This is a genomic window from Hyphobacterium sp. CCMP332 (assembly GCA_014323545.1).
Taxonomy (GTDB): domain Bacteria; phylum Bacteroidota; class Bacteroidia; order Cytophagales; family CCMP332; genus CCMP332.
This window is the reverse complement of record CP058647.1, coordinates 2,824,275-2,841,255: the sequence shown is the minus strand read 5'-3', so window position 1 is coordinate 2,841,255 and position 16,981 is coordinate 2,824,275. Positions and strand designations below refer to the sequence as shown.

Annotated in this window: 13 protein-coding genes and 1 tRNA gene; 1 reads left to right on the top strand and 13 read right to left on the bottom strand. The window is 39.2% G+C overall.

Translation table 11 applies throughout. The features are described 5' to 3' along the window. Positions 1 to 31: 31 nt before the first annotated feature. The 8 genes from HZR84_12520 to HZR84_12485 form a co-directional block, all read right to left on the bottom strand. Positions 32 to 122 (bottom strand) — tRNA-Ser (locus HZR84_12520). Positions 123 to 208: 86 nt separating this feature from the next. Further along, positions 209 to 1,273, bottom strand: a complete 1,065-nt coding sequence (locus HZR84_12515; GenBank protein ID QNL22729.1) for an asparaginase — start codon at positions 1,271 to 1,273, stop codon at positions 209 to 211. Position 1,274: 1 nt separating this feature from the next. Beyond that, positions 1,275 to 2,036, bottom strand: coding sequence for a TatD family hydrolase (locus tag HZR84_12510; protein ID QNL22728.1), 762 nt, complete (start codon positions 2,034 to 2,036; stop codon positions 1,275 to 1,277). Beyond that, complete coding sequence (locus HZR84_12505; protein QNL22727.1) at positions 2,033 to 2,656, bottom strand: polysaccharide deacetylase family protein; 624 nt, start codon at positions 2,654 to 2,656, stop codon at positions 2,033 to 2,035. The genes HZR84_12510 and HZR84_12505 overlap by 4 nt, the downstream gene beginning before the upstream one ends. After that, positions 2,653 to 3,858: a PP2C family protein-serine/threonine phosphatase gene (locus HZR84_12500; protein QNL22726.1), complete on the bottom strand. Its 1,206-nt coding sequence runs from the start codon at positions 3,856 to 3,858 to the stop codon at positions 2,653 to 2,655. The genes HZR84_12505 and HZR84_12500 overlap by 4 nt, the downstream gene beginning before the upstream one ends. 14 nt (positions 3,859 to 3,872) lie before the next feature. Next, positions 3,873 to 4,127, bottom strand: a complete 255-nt coding sequence (locus HZR84_12495) for a hypothetical protein (GenBank protein QNL22725.1) — start codon at positions 4,125 to 4,127, stop codon at positions 3,873 to 3,875. Beyond that, a complete protein-coding gene (locus HZR84_12490) occupies positions 4,124 to 5,104 on the bottom strand; it encodes a glycosyltransferase (GenBank protein QNL22724.1) in 981 nt (326 codons plus the stop codon). The genes HZR84_12495 and HZR84_12490 overlap by 4 nt, the downstream gene beginning before the upstream one ends. 130 nt (positions 5,105 to 5,234) lie before the next feature. Then, on the bottom strand, positions 5,235 to 5,828 hold the full coding sequence (locus HZR84_12485; GenBank protein QNL22723.1) for a hypothetical protein: 594 nt from the start codon (positions 5,826 to 5,828) through the stop codon (positions 5,235 to 5,237). Between the two features lie 289 nt (positions 5,829 to 6,117). Here HZR84_12485 and ruvC point away from each other — a divergent pair, with 289 nt between their 5' ends. Continuing rightward, a complete protein-coding gene (gene ruvC, locus HZR84_12480) occupies positions 6,118 to 6,672 on the top strand; it encodes a crossover junction endodeoxyribonuclease RuvC (GenBank protein QNL22722.1) in 555 nt (184 codons plus the stop codon). Here ruvC and HZR84_12475 read toward each other — a convergent pair. From HZR84_12475 to HZR84_12455, 5 genes are all read right to left on the bottom strand, one after another. Beyond that, on the bottom strand, positions 6,659 to 7,048 hold the full coding sequence (locus tag HZR84_12475; protein ID QNL22721.1) for an HIT domain-containing protein: 390 nt from the start codon (positions 7,046 to 7,048) through the stop codon (positions 6,659 to 6,661). The genes ruvC and HZR84_12475 overlap by 14 nt on opposite strands. Continuing rightward, positions 7,048 to 7,515 (bottom strand): transcription elongation factor GreA, encoded by a 468-nt coding sequence (gene greA, locus HZR84_12470; GenBank protein ID QNL22720.1) that lies wholly within the window; start codon positions 7,513 to 7,515, stop codon positions 7,048 to 7,050. The genes HZR84_12475 and greA overlap by 1 nt, the downstream gene beginning before the upstream one ends. 76 nt (positions 7,516 to 7,591) lie before the next feature. Continuing rightward, positions 7,592 to 8,647, bottom strand: coding sequence for a PorV/PorQ family protein (locus tag HZR84_12465; protein ID QNL22719.1), 1,056 nt, complete (start codon positions 8,645 to 8,647; stop codon positions 7,592 to 7,594). A gap of 19 nt (positions 8,648 to 8,666) precedes the next feature. Beyond that, the gene (locus tag HZR84_12460) at positions 8,667 to 13,034 is read right to left on the bottom strand and encodes a T9SS type A sorting domain-containing protein (protein ID QNL22718.1); all 4,368 of its coding nucleotides are present in this window, start codon (positions 13,032 to 13,034) and stop codon (positions 8,667 to 8,669) included. After that, positions 13,015 to 16,968 (bottom strand): carboxypeptidase-like regulatory domain-containing protein, encoded by a 3,954-nt coding sequence (locus HZR84_12455; protein QNL22717.1) that lies wholly within the window; start codon positions 16,966 to 16,968, stop codon positions 13,015 to 13,017. Before HZR84_12455 ends, HZR84_12460 begins: the two co-directional genes overlap by 20 nt. Positions 16,969 to 16,981 lie beyond the last annotated feature (13 nt).

Genomic DNA, 16,981 nt, shown 5'->3' with positions numbered 1-16,981 from the left:
TTTATTCTTTATTTATATTATTTACATTTCATGGCGGAGAGACAGGGATTCGAACCCTGGGTACCCTTTTGGGGCACACACGCTTTCCAGGCGTGCACCTTCGACCGCTCGGTCACCTCTCCCTCTCTTTTCCCATGCCTTTTCAAGGGCGTACAAATAAATTAAGAAATTAAGGTATATGCAAGTTTTAGCCCTCATTTGAATTCAATCAAATTGTCAATTCGCCGCGAAGCGAAGATTCCAGCAAATGGCGTATATCACCTTCTTCTTCAAAATTCTCCAAAATGTACATCATTTTTACTATGGCTGCCTCCGATGTGATGTCTTTTCCGCTTATAACGCCAAAATCATCCAATTTCTTGCTTGTTGCATATCGGCCCTGCTTTACACTGCCTCCCAAACATTGAGAAACATTGTAAATGTAGACGCCTTCATTGATAAGCTTTTTAATTTCATCTAAAAACTTCTTATTGGTTGGAGCATTGCCTGAACCAAAGGTTTCAATGATAATACCCTTAAAACCTGCATTAAGATAAACATCAGATATGCCTCCAATTCGCATTCCCGGGAATATTTTCCAATTGATCACATCAGATGAGAATTTATTTCTGAATTTTAACTTGCCATCATTCAATGTTTTCCATAAATAGTGCTCATGCACTTCAATTTCAACTCCTGCTTCGGCCAGTTCGGGAAAATTCTCTGAATGAAAAGCGTCAAAATGATCGCTCTCAATTTTTTTGGCTCTTGTTCCTCTTAACAATAAATTGTTGAAAAACACGCAAACCTCAGTTATAAGTGGTTTAGAGTTTCGTTTTAACCCTGCTATTTCAAGAGATGTGATTAAATTATTTCTCGCATCCGAACGATTTAATCCCAATGGCATTTGTGAACCGGTTAGAATTATTGGTTTATCAAGATTTTCGAACATAAAGCTCAATGCAGCGGCGGTATAAGCCATAGTATCCGTACCGTGAATAATTACAAAACCATCGTAATCATTGTAATGCTTATAAATATGCTCACCAAATAATATCCAATAAGATGGGGTCATATCCGAAGAATCGATGGGCTTCTCCAATGCAGAAATGGATATTTCGCAATTCAACTTTTTTAATTCAGGAATAAATTCCAGTATTTCTTCGAAATTCAGGGCTTCCATGGATCCCTCTTTTTCCCTGGCCAACATACCCAAAGTACCGCCGGTATAAATTAAGAGTAATTTACTATCACTCTTTAGGCCATGTTGATCAACTGTTATTTCCCTGAACATTTTAGTAATTAAAAAAGTCTATACAATTATTTGAACTGAGATCTTCAAGTTCATTTGATTCCATTTTCAATACCTCTGCCAATCTCATTTTTATAAATTCAAGATAAGAAGGTTCGTTTCGTTTTCCTCTTTTCGGTACTGGAGCAAGATAAGGACTATCCGTTTCAAGAAGAATTCTATTTCTTTTCGCTTTATGTATAATATTGGTCAAATTTTGCTTTTTATATGTAAAAACACCACCTATACCTATGTAAAAATCCAGTTCATTGATAGTATTGAGTTCCTTTTCATCTCCGGTAAAACAATGAAATACGCCTTTGAGATTATCAGTACCAACTTCATGAAGTACATTAAATAATTCATCAAATGCATCCCGGCAATGAAGTACAATAGGCAAATTGTATTGCCTGGCCCATTCAATCTGAATTTTTAATGCTTCAATTTGTATCTCAAGAGTACTTTTATCCCAGAATAAATCCAATCCGATTTCACCGATGGCAGACCATTTACGATTGGATAAATGATTTTCTACAATTTTTAATTCTTCTTCGAAATTACTTTTAACAGAACAGGGGTGTAAGCCCATCATTGGAATACAATACGCTTTATACTTATCTTCTGTTTTCAGCATTCTGTCGATTGATGAAGAATCAATATTTGGCATATAAATTTTTGAAACACCCACTTTTTGGGCTCTTTCAATCATTTCATTTTGATCTTCATCAAACTGATCGAGATAAATATGCGCGTGAGAGTCAATCATAATTGAATGGCTTCAAATTTATAACCCAATTCATTAAAGTGCTTTAAATACTTAGGTAATACCTCTTTTAGAATTGGAAAAGCTTTAAAACTATCATGGAAAACAACAATAGAACCCTGACTTGTTTTTTTTATACAGGATTCCAAACACATTTCAGAATCAAGTTTTTTTTCAAAATCACCGGAGAGTACATCCCACATGATAATCTTATAGTTCTGTTTTAGTTTTCTCATCTGAGCAAATGTCAGTTTGCCATAGGGAGGTCTAAACAGTTTTTGATTTTGTTTAAGATAGGATTCACATTTGTTTATATTTTCAAAATATTCACGATTATCTGTTTTCCAACCGGATAAATGATTAAATGTATGATTGGCAGTAATATGGCCTTCGGCATTTATTCTATGGTAAATATGTGGGTGTTTTCGGATATTATCTCCAATACAAAAAAAAGTGGCTTTGGCATTTACTTGTTTTAGCTCATCAAGTACAAATGGGGTGACTTCTTCCACAGGGCCATCGTCAAATGTGAGATAGATGATTTTTTCTTTCGTATTAATTTTCCAAACCAGAGCGGGGAAAATCATTTGGATAAAAAAGGGTGTTTTAAAGGGGAAAATCATGTTTTATCGCAAACAACCAAAGTCAGATCATCATTAAATGGCATCTTTTTTCTAAAATGATCGAGTTCTTCTAAAATCGTATCGCAAATTACCTTGGCCGATTTTGAGCTGGATTTCTTAAGAATTTTAATGATACTGTCTTCTCCAAAATGCACGCCGTCTTCATTTTCTGTTTCACTTACCCCATCGGAAAATAATATCAATTTGAATTTATTCGCTTTAATTTCCTCGTAATTCATGAAGGGCAGTTTATCGAAAGCTCCAAGCACAGTGGTTCCGGCAGTCAGTTCATTAACTGTGCCTTCTGCCATCAACAATCCTGGATTATGACCTGCATTGACGTATTCAATTAATTTTTTTGATTCATCAAATTTGAATAAAAAGAAGGTGACAAAGAGTTCCGCCTTGGCGTTCTGTATCAGCAATCGATTTAGTTCATGAATAATCTTCTTGAGATCTTTGGTTTGCCGGACCAGAGTTCTGAATGCCGCCTGAAAATTAGACATTAAGAGTGCTGCAGGTACACCCTTTCCAGAGACATCGGCCACACATAAAAAGAAGCCTTCATTAAATGGAACATAATCGTAATAATCTCCACCAATGCTTTGATGAGGAATATTTCTGGCTTCGACCGTCAATTTGCCATTGGTAGGTAAAAATTCGGGGAACAAATTGGATTGAACACGATTGGCTATCTCTAATTCCTTTTTTACGGCTTCCTGTTTTATGGCCTCTTGTGCCAATCTTCGGTTTTCTATTGCCACTACAATTAGATTTGTAAATGTGCGTACAAAAGGAATGTCTATTTCAATCGCTATTTTACCTTTATCGTACATTCCTCCTAAAAGTAAATAAGCGATTATGTGCTTATCGTGACGAATAGGGCAAACGAGTTGAAATCCATTATAAGCTTCAGAAATTACATTTTTCAGAATCTGACATTCTTCTTTGATGTCCAATACTTTCGGATGAATTTCTTCGCCCTCAAAGTTCTCTCTGGTGCCAAAATTTACCTTGCAAATCCAGGCTTCGTCTTCCACAAACAAAGCAAGACGCTTAATTTTCAAATGTGATTTAAGGGCATGTTCATAAATTCTATAGAGTTCATCAACTGACTTGTTTTCATTGATAGATTTACTGATCTCAAACAGAGAGTTAATCTCGAGTTCCTGTATTATGAGTTTTCGACTTAATTCTTCCATTTTCAATGAATTAGCTAAATAGAATTATGTGCAAATAATCCTTTTTTACTTGCTAAAAATAAATAGCTTTTAAATTTTTCATCGCTATAATCTATATCGCTAATGGCTATTTCTGTTTCTTTTTCAAAACATTTTACCCATCCTTTTTTTACCATTTCCCTTAATTGATGAAGAAGAGTATCATTTTCAATATCAAGTGAAGCACGTATATCTTTAAATGATATTACAAAATACAATTCGTCCAGTATTTCAAATTGTACATCGTTCATCGATTTACATTTTTCCAGCGATAAACTGCAAATTGGCTCAAAAGTCCGAAGATTACAACATAGGGGGAATAAAGAAATTGTAATACCAGGACATACAGCAAATTAATGGAATGCTCAAAGTTTTTAGCCACTTCGTTGAGCATTTTCATTTCGAGAAGCGCTTTAAGCAAAATCACGATTAAAACAATTTGGAAATATCCTTTTAGGCTTAATGCAAGAATTAGCGAAATGTGAAGGAAATGATAAACCCACAAAGCAATAGGAAAGAGTCTTTGTGAAAGTCCTTTAATCGCACCCCATTTTGACGCCCAGCGTAATCGCTGATTTACAAATTGTGCAAAAGAACGGGGAGCTCTGGTTATTAATAAGGACCCCCGGCTCCATTCATAATAGTTCTTTTTTGGATAGACAGAGTTATAATAATTTAGAAGATAGGCATCATCTCCTGAAGGAACCTCCATTTCAATTATTTCTGAATAAGCCTGATTTTTTAAAACCGATCTGTCCCAACATAAATTAGCCGCACTGCACATTTGTGGTTTTTCTTTTTGAAAACCCAGGTAAGATATTAATACCAGGGCCCAGGATTCCACAGTCAGTAAAGAAGACCAGAAACCTTCGGTCTTAAAAATTACCGGGCCGGCAATCAGATTATATTTATCATTATTTTTTTGTCGGATTGAATTAAACCAGGTGCTTGTAATTTCACAATCGGCATCCGTTTGCACGATCCAATGGTATTTAGCTTTTTCCAAAGCTTTGCTAATCGCTTTTTTCTTAGAAGGTATCCCATCTTTTATAGAAAGGATTTCAATTTTGTCCTTATTTTCAAAATTGTCATGCCATTCTTTCAGTTTTTCCAAAGTGGCCTCGACCGAATTATCGTCGATAAGTATTAGTTCAAAGTTTTTAGAGTTCTTAAACAGATCCTCAATGCCAAGCAATAAATTGGGAATGTTTTCCAATTCATTTCTCATTGGAATAATAAGGGACACCGGCTTCAAGTTGTCAATTTCTAATTTAATGGAATGACTTTTCTGTTTTACTAAGAAAACAATAAGATACAGGATAAAACCTGCGTAAAAAACATTTATAAATACGAAGAGACTAAGCAAATCTTCTCTTACAAAATGAAATTAATCCAAGGATATTCGGGAATACAAAATTACTCAACCAAATCATCACTGCTCCAAATACGATATATGTGGCATCCATTCCCAATTGAGTAAAAAGCACCGAAAGTGTTAATTCCCGTGTCCCAATCCCTCCAAAAATGTTTAACAGAGGTATAAACGTCTTAATTAAGAAGTACAGTGCTATAATTGAAATAGCCAATGTAAATTGGCTTTGGTCGTAAAAGTGAAGAATTACCAACATATATTGAAGATAATATACAATGGACCTGGAAGAAGTCATTGAAAGTATTTTAATTTTTTCCAGGCCATTCTTCAAAACAATGGTAAATAAGGTGGAGACAATAAAAAGGGCGATTAGGATATAAATAGCATCATTCCAACTATCAAAGACATTAATAGTTCCAAAACCAAAATAAACAATAGCAAAAAGGCCAATAATAATACTAGAAATGCTTTGATAGATTCCAAAAGTAATGTTCTTATAAATATTGGTTCCAACTTTTCGAGTACCAAAAATTGATTGCTTCCCAAGAACCGCTCCAAAAAAATTACTTGAAAAGCTCATTATTGGATAGCATTCGCAAACTACTCGAAAAGCATTTTTAAAATTAATTTTTTGATGTGATTGTAGAATATATTGCCAGGCTTTACTTTCTATAATTAAATTAATCAGTGAAAGAAGCAGCAAAGTCAGAAAGATGTTAATATGCTGTAACTTTAAAGATTGCAATTCCAAATCACCAAATAATATACGGTTTGCAATTACACAAATACTTAAAATTACAATAGCAATTTTGGCGTAATTAGCATATCTCTTAATTACCTTGTTGCTAAATATTTTGTAAAAAAAAGAATTGAAAAGCGATAAAATCATATTAGGAATAGACCCCGGAACAAAGATAACAGGTTATGCACTTATTAGCGTAAGGTCAAACAAAGTGGATATAATTCAATATGGTGTAATAAAACTTGATAAATATAAAGATCATCATCTAAGACTCAAAAAAATACAAGATCGCATAAAAGAAATTGTTACTGAGTACATGCCCGATGAAATGGCAATTGAAGCGCAATTTTATGGCAAAAATGTGCAGGCTATGTTAAAATTGGGACGTGCCCAGGGAGTTGCAATTGCCGCCTGTCTTGAGAAAGATATCCCTGTAGTGGAATATGCCCCAAAAAAGGTTAAACAATCCATTACAGGTAATGGCAATGCCTCAAAGGAACAAGTGGCCGAGATGATAATACGAGAATTGAAAATCCAAACAAAAGAGGATTTTTATCTGGATTCAACTGATGCAATAGCGGTCGCCATGTGTCATCACTATCAAAAGGGGATTAATCAAAGATCCAGTAAAAGTTGGGCTAAATTTGCTGAGGAAAACAAAGACAGGATCAAAGGTTCCTGACAATTCTTTTCTGAATAGACTTAAATTCTTCTTCGCTTAATTGCAATTTATTAGAGAAAGAGAAATCTGACATTGCATTTAAAGGAATTAAATGAACATGCGCATGTGGAACTTCCAAACCCACAACTGCCATCCCCACTCTTTTGCATTCTACGCTCTTTTGAATTGCAATGGCAATTTTTTTAGCTGAATCCATAACAGCTTTGTAATCTTCATTTTCCAAATCCCATAAAAGGTCAATCTCCCTTTTAGGAATAACCAGAGTATGCCCTTTGGCAGCCGGATTGATATCTAAAAAGGCAAAGGTATTTTCGTCCTCATACACTTTGTATGAAGGAATCTCTCCTTTAATTATTTTTAGAAACAGGCCAGACATTAAATGCTTATATCAATGATTTTAAATTCCATTTTTCCGGCAGGAGCTTCAATCGCCGCCACATCTCCTTTAACTTTTCCCATTAGACCCTTTCCAATGGGTGACTGTATCGATATTTTTCCTTTTTTCAAATCTGCTTCTTCTTCGGAGACCAGTAAATAAGTAAATTCTGCTCCATTTTTAACATTTTGAATTTTAACTTTGGTCAAAATGGAAACTTTAGAATTGTTTAAAGTTGATGGATCAAGGACTTTCGCTTCTGCTACCAAAGACTCCAATTGGGAAATCTTCATTTCAACCAAACCCTGAGCATCTTTAGCGGCGTCGTATTCGGCATTCTCGCTTAAATCACCTTTGTCTCTCGCTTCTGCTATTTGCTTTGAAATATCGGGACGCACCTTTGTTTTTAAATGATGCAATTCATCTTTTAGTTTTTGTAAGCCTTCTTTAGTATAATAATTTGCCATACCGGTTGTAAAATGTATAAAATAAAAGAACGGCCATTACTGGCCGTTCCCAATGCAAAATTATAAAAATTATTTCTTACAACGATAATATTACTCCAACAGAAGTTGTTCCGCTGAAATAATCTGTAGTTCTGTATGAAAAATCAACACCAAAAGATTTGTCCTTTTCAATTCCAAATGGCAATTGTAAGGTAGCTCCAAATGCAGGTCCATTAAATGCATCCGTATGAAGCTCGCTATCAAAAATACCATCTCTGTAATCAAATCCGGCTCTTAGCATTAAATAGTTTTTAAATCCGTACTCTACACCAATCTGAATATGGTCATTTGTAAAAGTACTGGATACAAAATTAGCTACAGGAGTTATTCTGTGTTCAAGACCCGGCTGGAAATCATAGGATATTCCAATGTTCATTAAAGATGGAATTTCAAACTTATCCGATCTCTGATCAAGACGAAGTTGATAATCACCACCGCCTTGCGGAGGAGATCCTCTAAAACTTAAACCATCACCCGAATATCTCATCGTTGGCCCAAGGTTTCTCATGGATACACCGAATTTAAACTGATTCCTTTCACCGGTTCTATATTGCACGCCACCGTCAAAACAAACGCCTTGAGCACTGGCTTGCGGTATGGATTCAGAAATAATTCTTACCGTAATACCACCCGAGATATTATTTGAAAATACCTTAGAATAACTTAATCCTATATTGAAAAAGTTAGGACTAAAAGTACTACCAGTTCCTTCCGGCAACTCTACAGTAGTTTCAATAAATTCTCCAAAATTCATGGACATCAGGGATACGCCCATTACTCCGCCGTTATCTCCTAATTTCTGTCCAAATCCAACAGAATTAATCGATACACCAGCTCCACCGAGCCAATTGGAATTACTGAAAATAACTTCTGTTTTATTTATTTGTGAAAGGCCGGCTACATTTAATCGCATAGCTTCTACACCTGTTACCATGGCAGTATTGGCTCCTGCAAATCCCGAACTTCTCGACCAGGGATTTATTAATAATTCAGTAGCACCGGCTTGTCCTCTTTTATTATCGTTTCCTGCAAATAGTGCAGTAGAGATAAAAAGTGAACAAAAGATCAACTTATATATATAGAATTTTCTCATAGTTCTCTATTTCAATTTTTTAGAAAGTATCAAGGTCAATTGGTCTGTTGATATGGAAGAATTTCACCACTTTCTCCCCGAGTTCTCCGGCATCGATATGGACGATGTACACGCCACTGGCTATCGGGATGCCTTCTTCATTGGTCAACTCCCAGTTCTGACTGCTCAGACCCAATCCGGCCACATCTTCTGCCACATTTCTGTTGAACTGTCGCACCAGTGATCCGTTCATCGAGAAGATCGAGATGGTACACTGTGCCGGTAAATTGGTGATCTTGACATTTTTATCCACCTGGCTTTGTTCGTATTCCGAATAAGCGTAGTATGGATTCGGTACCAATCTTATGATATCCAGATCACTTTGGGCTTTCTCCTTGCTTGCAAGGATCGCCTGTGAGCCTATCGTGCTAAAGGTATACGTCGGTGGCACGCCATTTTCGGTGGCCTCGTAATCCCTGTCCACTCGCAGGCGGATCCTGACATCGCCGCGGTCTTCCACCGGCAGCGAGGCAAAACTCGGATTGATCTTCATCATCCCTATCCAGCTAAAGGTCTCCTCGTAGGTCACCCTGTACTGACTGGTTCGACTGGTGGTTTGATCCTGGAAGGTGCTGTCCATCAAGCGCTGGTAAGCACTCGGTTGTCCTGCCACTTCAAAGTCGTATTCCATATTGGTCACAATGATGTAGTGATTATTGGTATCGTTGCTGGTCGGGTTGTACAAGCCATCGTTACCCAGCACCGAGTCGACCAGTTTGTTTTCGGTAAAGGCCATGTTCAATCGTATGCCCTTGTCCACATCGATCGCATAACCCGGGAACCAGCTATAGCCTGTCGCCGGATCGGTGCTGCCATCTGGGAAGGCCGCCACTGCGCCATCCGGTTGCCCGTCTTTGTTGACGCTCAGCAACTCGCTTTTCTGTACCCTGTTCACCACCGGGTTCACAATGCTCACCGTTGGCGGTGCCATCTGAACTACCATACAACGCGTCCACTTGCTTCTGTCCTGGGTAAAGACCACGTCCACGTTTGGCAAGTCCTGCATATAGGCCCAGCCTTCGGGGTTTCTTGCGTCCACGCCAGGAGCAATGCTCTCATCGGCAAAGGCCGCTTTGGTCGATAACCAGGTGCTCCAGGAGCCATCCAATACATTCTGATACACGTCCAGCTGATCATAGGTGGTCAATGAACGCGGGGCCTGTCCGATCCAGGGTAAATCACTAAAATCGATCGGGATCAGCCAATCCTGAAGACGGTCGGCGTACTCAATGCTCGCGTCCTGGAAGCCGTTCTCCTCAAAGCCCTTATCCCTGTTTCTAAAACCCGGGTTAAAGCCGCGGCTCATCTGTACCGATAAACCAAACTCAGGCACCGTCTGCTCGCCACCGGCGCTCACCGGCACAACGCCCTTCACCACGACCCCGTTCCCTTCAAGGGTCCAGAGGTCATGCTCTTTAAAGTCGATCGCCTGAGCTATCGATGAACTGTCGCCTTCCAGCCAGAAGTTGGCCGGACGCTTGGTACCGCCCAGGTAACTCTCCTCGCCGCCTTCTCTTCGGATCGCGATCACATCCCGGACAAAGGCCCCGTTCTCATCCCCGTTCAGCATCCGGATCTCTAATGTCTTGCTATCGGAGGTCTCCAGCTCCGGTACTTCACGTACCACAACCGCTCTTCCTTTAGTCTGACGTTTGTAAGGACTGATCGTATAAGCGATCGTGGCTCCCGAGGAGTTATCCACTTCCTGTCCCGTGTAATTGCCCAGCGAAACCAGCGTATCGCCCGGAAGGAATTTGTAATCATTATCAGCGCTGTTGTACTGCAATCGGCTGGTCAAACGAAGCTCCATGTTGTCGATGGCCTTCACCAGCTTCGGATCGTAGACCTTCACCGATATCGGGCCAGAGCCCGCTCTGTAGGTACGCTCAAATGGCGTCTTGTTTAAAATGCTCTCTTCCACGCCTCCGACAAACTCCAGGATGTTGCCCCCGTTGCCAATGCCGCTCTCGGCAGTCAGCACAAACTCATCGCCATAGCCCGAGTTCAGCACCTGCCCTACGTTCGGATGCGGGACCGCCACTTTCCGGATACCGTTTCTACGACCCAGAATAAAAGGCTGCTCTTTTCGGTCCCCTACGTTATCGCCCAGGTTGGCCTGCGCCATTGCCGCATTGTAACCGTAAGAGAGCACAAGGAAGGTATAGCTCTTGTGATTCACCAATTTCGGATCGCCCTCGGCAAAAGCATCATCGCTGATTCTCAACGTTCTGAAAATGCCATTGTCCTGGCCTTCCACTTTGATGATCGGCACAAAAATATCTTCGCCCAGCGTCACATCGTTTTCATAATTGATGATCGTGGTCACCCCATTGGCAACATCGCACTGCGCGATCAGTCTGGCACGGTCCGCGTTGTCAAGATCGGCCTCGGTAACCGTATTGTCAGCCAATTGATAGAAGAGGTAACCTTCAAAATTGTAGAAGTCTCCAATATTGGCTTCAAATTCGCGATAAGTCTCCGTGTTCATCGCCTGACGCTCACCCTGGTTGACAATGGTGAACTCGCTCGGCTCGATGGTAATGATAATCTCGCGATCCAGTTCAGTGATGGTCACATCCGGAGCATCAGGACCATTTAGAAGTTCAAAGTCGTTGTCATAAAGCTTTTGACAAATATCATCAGCTACTCTTAATTTATTGAAAGATCCTCTTGCACCACCGGCACCTGTACGCGCCCATGGAATTCCAATGGTCAATTCATTCAATGCACCCGGTTCAAGGGTAAATGGACCTGCTGACTGAAGCATTCTTCTATCAGCGGGCTGATTACCTGAAACTGATTCATCCCATGGTACATTCTGAGGACCTGCAAAAGGTTGATCTGGAGTACCGCCGAGTCCCCAACCTATTTCCAAATCAGAAGAACCCGGAAACATAAAATCACAAGGAGGAGAGGATTGCTGAGTTCCTTGTGCTAAATCATAAGTACAAAATGTACCGTCTCTCCAAATATTTTTTAAATAATTGAAAAAATCCTGAGCAGATCCCGGGTTACCATTAGTAGGGTTGCTATTATTATTGTAATAAAGGAAATTGGACATGATGATCAATTCATCAACCTCGTCAATTTCACCATCTTTATCATTATCTATGCCATCGCCTTCATAAACGGCATATCCCCTATCCGGCTCATCGATCAAGCCGTCAAGGTCATTATCAATTCCGTCTCCGATGGTATCTTTATCGGCCCAGGGTCCTTCGAAATAATCAACACCAATTGATGGTGGGTTTTCACCATAACCTGTGATACTTTCGTCGAATTCATCTCCATTGTAACATATACCCAAACCTCTTGGCACATCTACTTCCACATAGTCATCACCGGCAAAACCTAAATCAGGGTCAACCCATTGACCCATTCTGGTTTCACTAATAATTCTACTTCCTCGGTTTAAGAGTCTGTTCCAATAGAAAGTCATGTCATTTAATACATCATTGGTTGCAAATCCAAAGCCCATAACCTGAATCTCCATGTTTATAGGAGGAGCGGCTCCGATTACACCTCCAAATTCCTTTTCATTACCGGCATCGTTCATGACCCACCAGATGCCTTCATCACCAAATATAAATGGCACGTCCCCTTGTAATGGATCGTAAATACCATCGCCGGCACCTTCTTCTTCTATTTGAATAAACTCATCAAAGGGTGCCAAATCGCGGTCCATATCAACCACCTGATCATCAAATGCTCCATCAGGGGAAGTTATGTATGGGTTATTTCTACCAGGCCAATTGAGTACAGGCTCAGGAATATCTTCAACCGTTTGAATCCTGCCTGCCTGGAAGTCGTCGATGTATTGCTCAATTTCTTCTCGACTTATTTTAAAATGCACATCCCAGGTTGCACACTCTTCTGTAGAGATTGTTCCCTGATCAGGTCCTGTGGCATACAAAGGACCAGGCCATAAGGCATAGTGTGACTGTCTGTAAGTACTTGCCAATACAAGCAGATCTCCTGAGGTAAGATCTTCACCACCAATCCAAACGGAGCCGGCAAATAAGGAATGCTGTTTTGGTGCACTTGGATCATCCTGTTTTGGAATCTCGTATCGCGCAGCACTTGGCGAAACAACGGTCCACCACATGTCCCCACCATTGTGAAGTGTAGTTCTTACGTTGTTAATTTCCAGTACTTCTCGAGAAGCAGCTCGGGCACATTCATTGGCAACTCTAAAATTGCCTTGATTACTGCCCTTTTTACCGGAACCGGCTACATCAATATCAGCCATTGCTCCAGTACTGGAGATTAATAAAATTGAAAGGATATTGCGGAATATCATATTTTTCATTTTCTCTAAATTCTTTGTATTAAAAGTTAAATGCTGCACCTAAAACAATTCTTCTAGGAAGCGCAAAATTATCCGGGTTTTGAACAGCCATTCTGTATATATCCGAAAATGAATCCGGATAGAGATTAGCATTTATATCTTGTTGTCCAAGTTTTGACTCCAGATAACCATCATTTGTAGGATCACCTGACCAACCGTAAACACCTTGAATGTTCTCCAAACCAAGAAGGTTTCTGACATATACATAAACATTCAAAGATTTCTTGCTCTCATTTCCTCCAAAGAAGATTGATTTATCAACCCTTAAAGAAGATCTGAGGTTCCAAGGCAACCTTGCACCGTTAACTCCACCATCAACTACTTCATTATTACCTCCTCCGTAAATTGGATTAGGGTTGGCACCACCACGTGGAGTAAATGGTCGTCCTGATGTTGCAATCAACTGCAAGTTCACACCTAAGTTTTCAAGTAATTTAAATCCACCTGACTTCTTAGGCATCCCTTCGTCATCAAGTAATAAATTTCCTTCATCATCTTTTATAGGTTTGGACATAATACCAGGTCCATCATTATCTCTGAATCTGTAGTCGATATTAATTTTAATCTGATGTCTCTCATCCCAATTCAAAGGAATAGGGTTTCTGAGGTTTGCACTTACACCCGATTGGATTAATCTGGCATTTGATAATTCTCCTGAAGAAGTACCATCTGCAAAAGCTAATTGGTAATTAGCATTTATGGCCAAACGGTTTGTTCTCCTTAAATCGTATTCTACAGTTATACCTTTTGAAGTTGCAAAGTCAATATTTCCAAATGTTTCCCAAGACGAAACCGGATATGCTCCATCGATTACAATTAAGGAAATCTGATCTTTCATTTCACGGTAGAAAGTTGAAAGCTTAAGCGAGGATGACCTTGTCAATACCTGCTGGAAACCGACCTGATAGTCAACATTTCTTTGTGGTCTTAGGTTTGGATTATTCAATCTTCCACCTGCCGCTCTCTGGAAATAGAAATATGTACTAGTGAAAACATTATTTCTACTAGGCCTTTGTGTCAAGACATCATAATGCGCAAAGAATAAGGCTTCTTCAGAAATAGGGAATGAAAAAGATACTCTCGGCATTACATTAATTTGCGGTTCATAATCCTCAAATGCATCTTCTGTAATTTTGTATTCGTCATAAATTTCTTTCTTAATACCTGTAAATGAAGTTACATCGAACCAAGGAAACACACCGGCGTTTCCGAGATTAGAAGCCCCCAATACAGTTTGTCCCTGAGCATCAAACCATTGATCGCCACTTCTGAAACCTATTACATTGAATTCTCCCAGGTTTGAGCCGTTGTATTCATCCGGATTTCTATCCACATAAACAACATAGTCATCACCGACATTACCCGGAGTAGCAAAGGATCCTTGGTTGAATGCATTCATATTTGACTCTCCAACAGTTCTTAAATCAACCAATGAATATCTGTCTTTAAGGACAGGTTGGTTTACATCGTATCTGTCTACTCTGACACCCAAACGAAGAATTAAATCCTTGATCTCAAATTTATCTTCAATAAATACCGCTCCGTAATTTGGTCTCCATGCGGCGATTGGTCTGTTAAGGGAATCAGTGAAGAAATCACTAAATGTAGAATTCTCATTGGTTCTTTCACCATAATAGTTATATCCCTGATAGGAAACTACATTTCCTCCACCGCCACCTGGGTTAAGTAGTTCTTCAGCATTGAAATATTCAAGACTTAAATCTTTAGGATCTAATTCATCAACATTTATTCTGTAATCATTAGCATAACCAAATTCCTGTCTCAACCTGTTATGGAATGTTCCATTTGGATTCGATTGATTTCTTATCCCGAAATTGAATACAGTTACAGAATCATTGATTTGCTCTTTTTCACCCCAGGAACCAAAATCCAACACCGGTACAATTGTTGGATTACCATTGATTAAGATGGTATCAAGGAATGTATTTGGTGCCTGATTAAGGAATGCACCTTCTAATGAAGTTCCCGAAAGTGCTGCACCACGAGCTGCATTCCAAATTCCTGTTGTAGAAACATTAAATTGTCTTTGAGTTCTTTGTTCAAATTCAAAACCCAATTTAAAAGAGTGATTGTTTAATTCAACAACACCAAGAGCTGAAACCCTGAATTGTTCATCTACGCTTAAATTATAATTTCTGTGTGGGGTTCCCACATTATGAAATAGCCCTCCATGAACTGTATTCGGGATTTGACCATTAAGTAAACCTCCCTGAGATGTATTTAGCTGTTGCAGGTCGGTAATAGGATCATTGGCCAGTGCCTGACGGTTAAAAAAGAAATCCGTATATCGAGAAGTAATTGGATTCTGATTTCCCCCTGTAAAAGTATAAGTATCGGCATTTGTATTATACACAATCCATGGAACATTAGCTTGAACTAATACTGTATCATCATCTCTGTCTCCATTCTTATATATAACAGGACCATTAAATGACCCATCTGTATTAATTCCAAATTGAGTAGGATCGATTCCCAATGAATTCAATTGCTCAAATAAAGTTGGGGTCAACGTATCAGTTGTTCTTTTGTATTCCCCTACATAATTGTACTCAAATAAGCTTTCGTCAAACTCCTTATTGTAGGTTTTATCAATATCCCTGGAATAATCGACTTGCACCTGATAATATGCATTTTTTATAAGTGAAGTATTCTCTTCATCGCTTCTGTCGTTTTTAAAACGCTGTGTAAATCTCGCAAATACATTGTATTGCCTTATCAAGCGATCACCATTGTTATCGTAATTTAGAAGTCTCTTGTATCTCTGGGGGTCTACTCCTCTGGTATTAAATTCTTTATACTCAGAGTTTCTCAAATTTCCACCTATAGATACTAATATGCTCTCAGATGGCTGCCAATCAAAAGTAGCGTTGACATTAACATTGTGTCTGTTCTCATTTTCCTCGAAATCATAAGTTTCGAATTGCTCTCTTGTCAAGGTGTCAGACACATATCTGGTATTTCCAAATTCATCTATGAACAATGGATTTTGCTCAAGCTGACTCTGATATTCATCTTTCAGCCTATAAATATCTATTGCAGGGGGGTCAGGATCCGCGGCACCATCGTATTGAGCAGCAAGAAAATAACCTAGTTTGGTTCTCAAAGCTCTCCCGGTTGAATCTTTTTCCTGTAAAATAGGTCCGGAAACGTTAAAATTGAGAAGGTTGTAATTGTAATTATCAAAAGGTACTGAAGTCTCACCTGCAATTCCTCCAAATATTTTTGAAGATGGTCCTTTGGTTGTTAAACTGATTACACCACCAACGTTATCTCCATACTGCGCAGGGATACCACCAGTTAAGATTGAAACCTCAGCGATGGCCTCAACAGGTACCTGTGGTGTTTGTCCAGGCAATAACTTAACCCCATTAACAAAATATTGCGTAGCATCCGATCGAGCTCCCCGAAGGTTAATCGTTCCACCATCATCCGAGGATGTCACACCTGCCTGCGTGGTAGCAATTGAAGAAATATTCCTGGTAGGAATTTTTTCAATCTCTTTGGATGATAATTTAGAACCGGTAGAAGTGTTATCCGGATCAATCAGTGGCTCGGCATAAATTATAACATCTTCCTCGAGTACTTTGGATTCTGAATTCATTCGAATATCCAATCGAGTTGTTTTTTCAAAATTTATAACCACACCTGTGATCTTTTTAGGAGCATAGCCAACGTAGGAAACCTCCACGTTATATTCTCCCGGCACAAGAGGTGTTATTGAAAAGTTTCCATCGAAGTCAGATACGGTTCCTCCTTTTTGAACTCCACCTTTATTCACTGTAACATTGGCAAAAGGAATGGATTCTCCAGTTTCCATATCGGTTATCTTACCGGAGAGTTTTCCTGTTTGTGCTAGTACGAGTGAAAAAGATGCAATGATGAAGGTTTGTAGTAGTAGTAGTTTTCTCAGCATATACATCAATTTT

Coding starts and splice junctions, on each gene's coding strand:
- HZR84_12515 (QNL22729.1), bottom strand. CDS start 1,273: ATGTTCAGGGAAATAACAGTTGATCAACATGGCCTAAAGAGTGATAGT.
- HZR84_12510 (QNL22728.1), bottom strand. CDS start 2,036: ATGATTGACTCTCACGCGCATATTTATCTCGATCAGTTTGATGAAGAT.
- HZR84_12505 (QNL22727.1), bottom strand. CDS start 2,656: ATGATTTTCCCCTTTAAAACACCCTTTTTTATCCAAATGATTTTCCCC.
- HZR84_12500 (QNL22726.1), bottom strand. CDS start 3,858: ATGGAAGAATTAAGTCGAAAACTCATAATACAGGAACTCGAGATTAAC.
- HZR84_12495 (QNL22725.1), bottom strand. CDS start 4,127: ATGAACGATGTACAATTTGAAATACTGGACGAATTGTATTTTGTAATA.
- HZR84_12490 (QNL22724.1), bottom strand. CDS start 5,104: ATGAGAAATGAATTGGAAAACATTCCCAATTTATTGCTTGGCATTGAG.
- HZR84_12485 (QNL22723.1), bottom strand. CDS start 5,828: ATGAGCTTTTCAAGTAATTTTTTTGGAGCGGTTCTTGGGAAGCAATCA.
- HZR84_12475 (QNL22721.1), bottom strand. CDS start 7,048: ATGTCTGGCCTGTTTCTAAAAATAATTAAAGGAGAGATTCCTTCATAC.
- greA (QNL22720.1), bottom strand. CDS start 7,515: ATGGCAAATTATTATACTAAAGAAGGCTTACAAAAACTAAAAGATGAA.
- HZR84_12465 (QNL22719.1), bottom strand. CDS start 8,647: ATGAGAAAATTCTATATATATAAGTTGATCTTTTGTTCACTTTTTATC.
- HZR84_12455 (QNL22717.1), bottom strand. CDS start 16,968: ATGCTGAGAAAACTACTACTACTACAAACCTTCATCATTGCATCTTTT.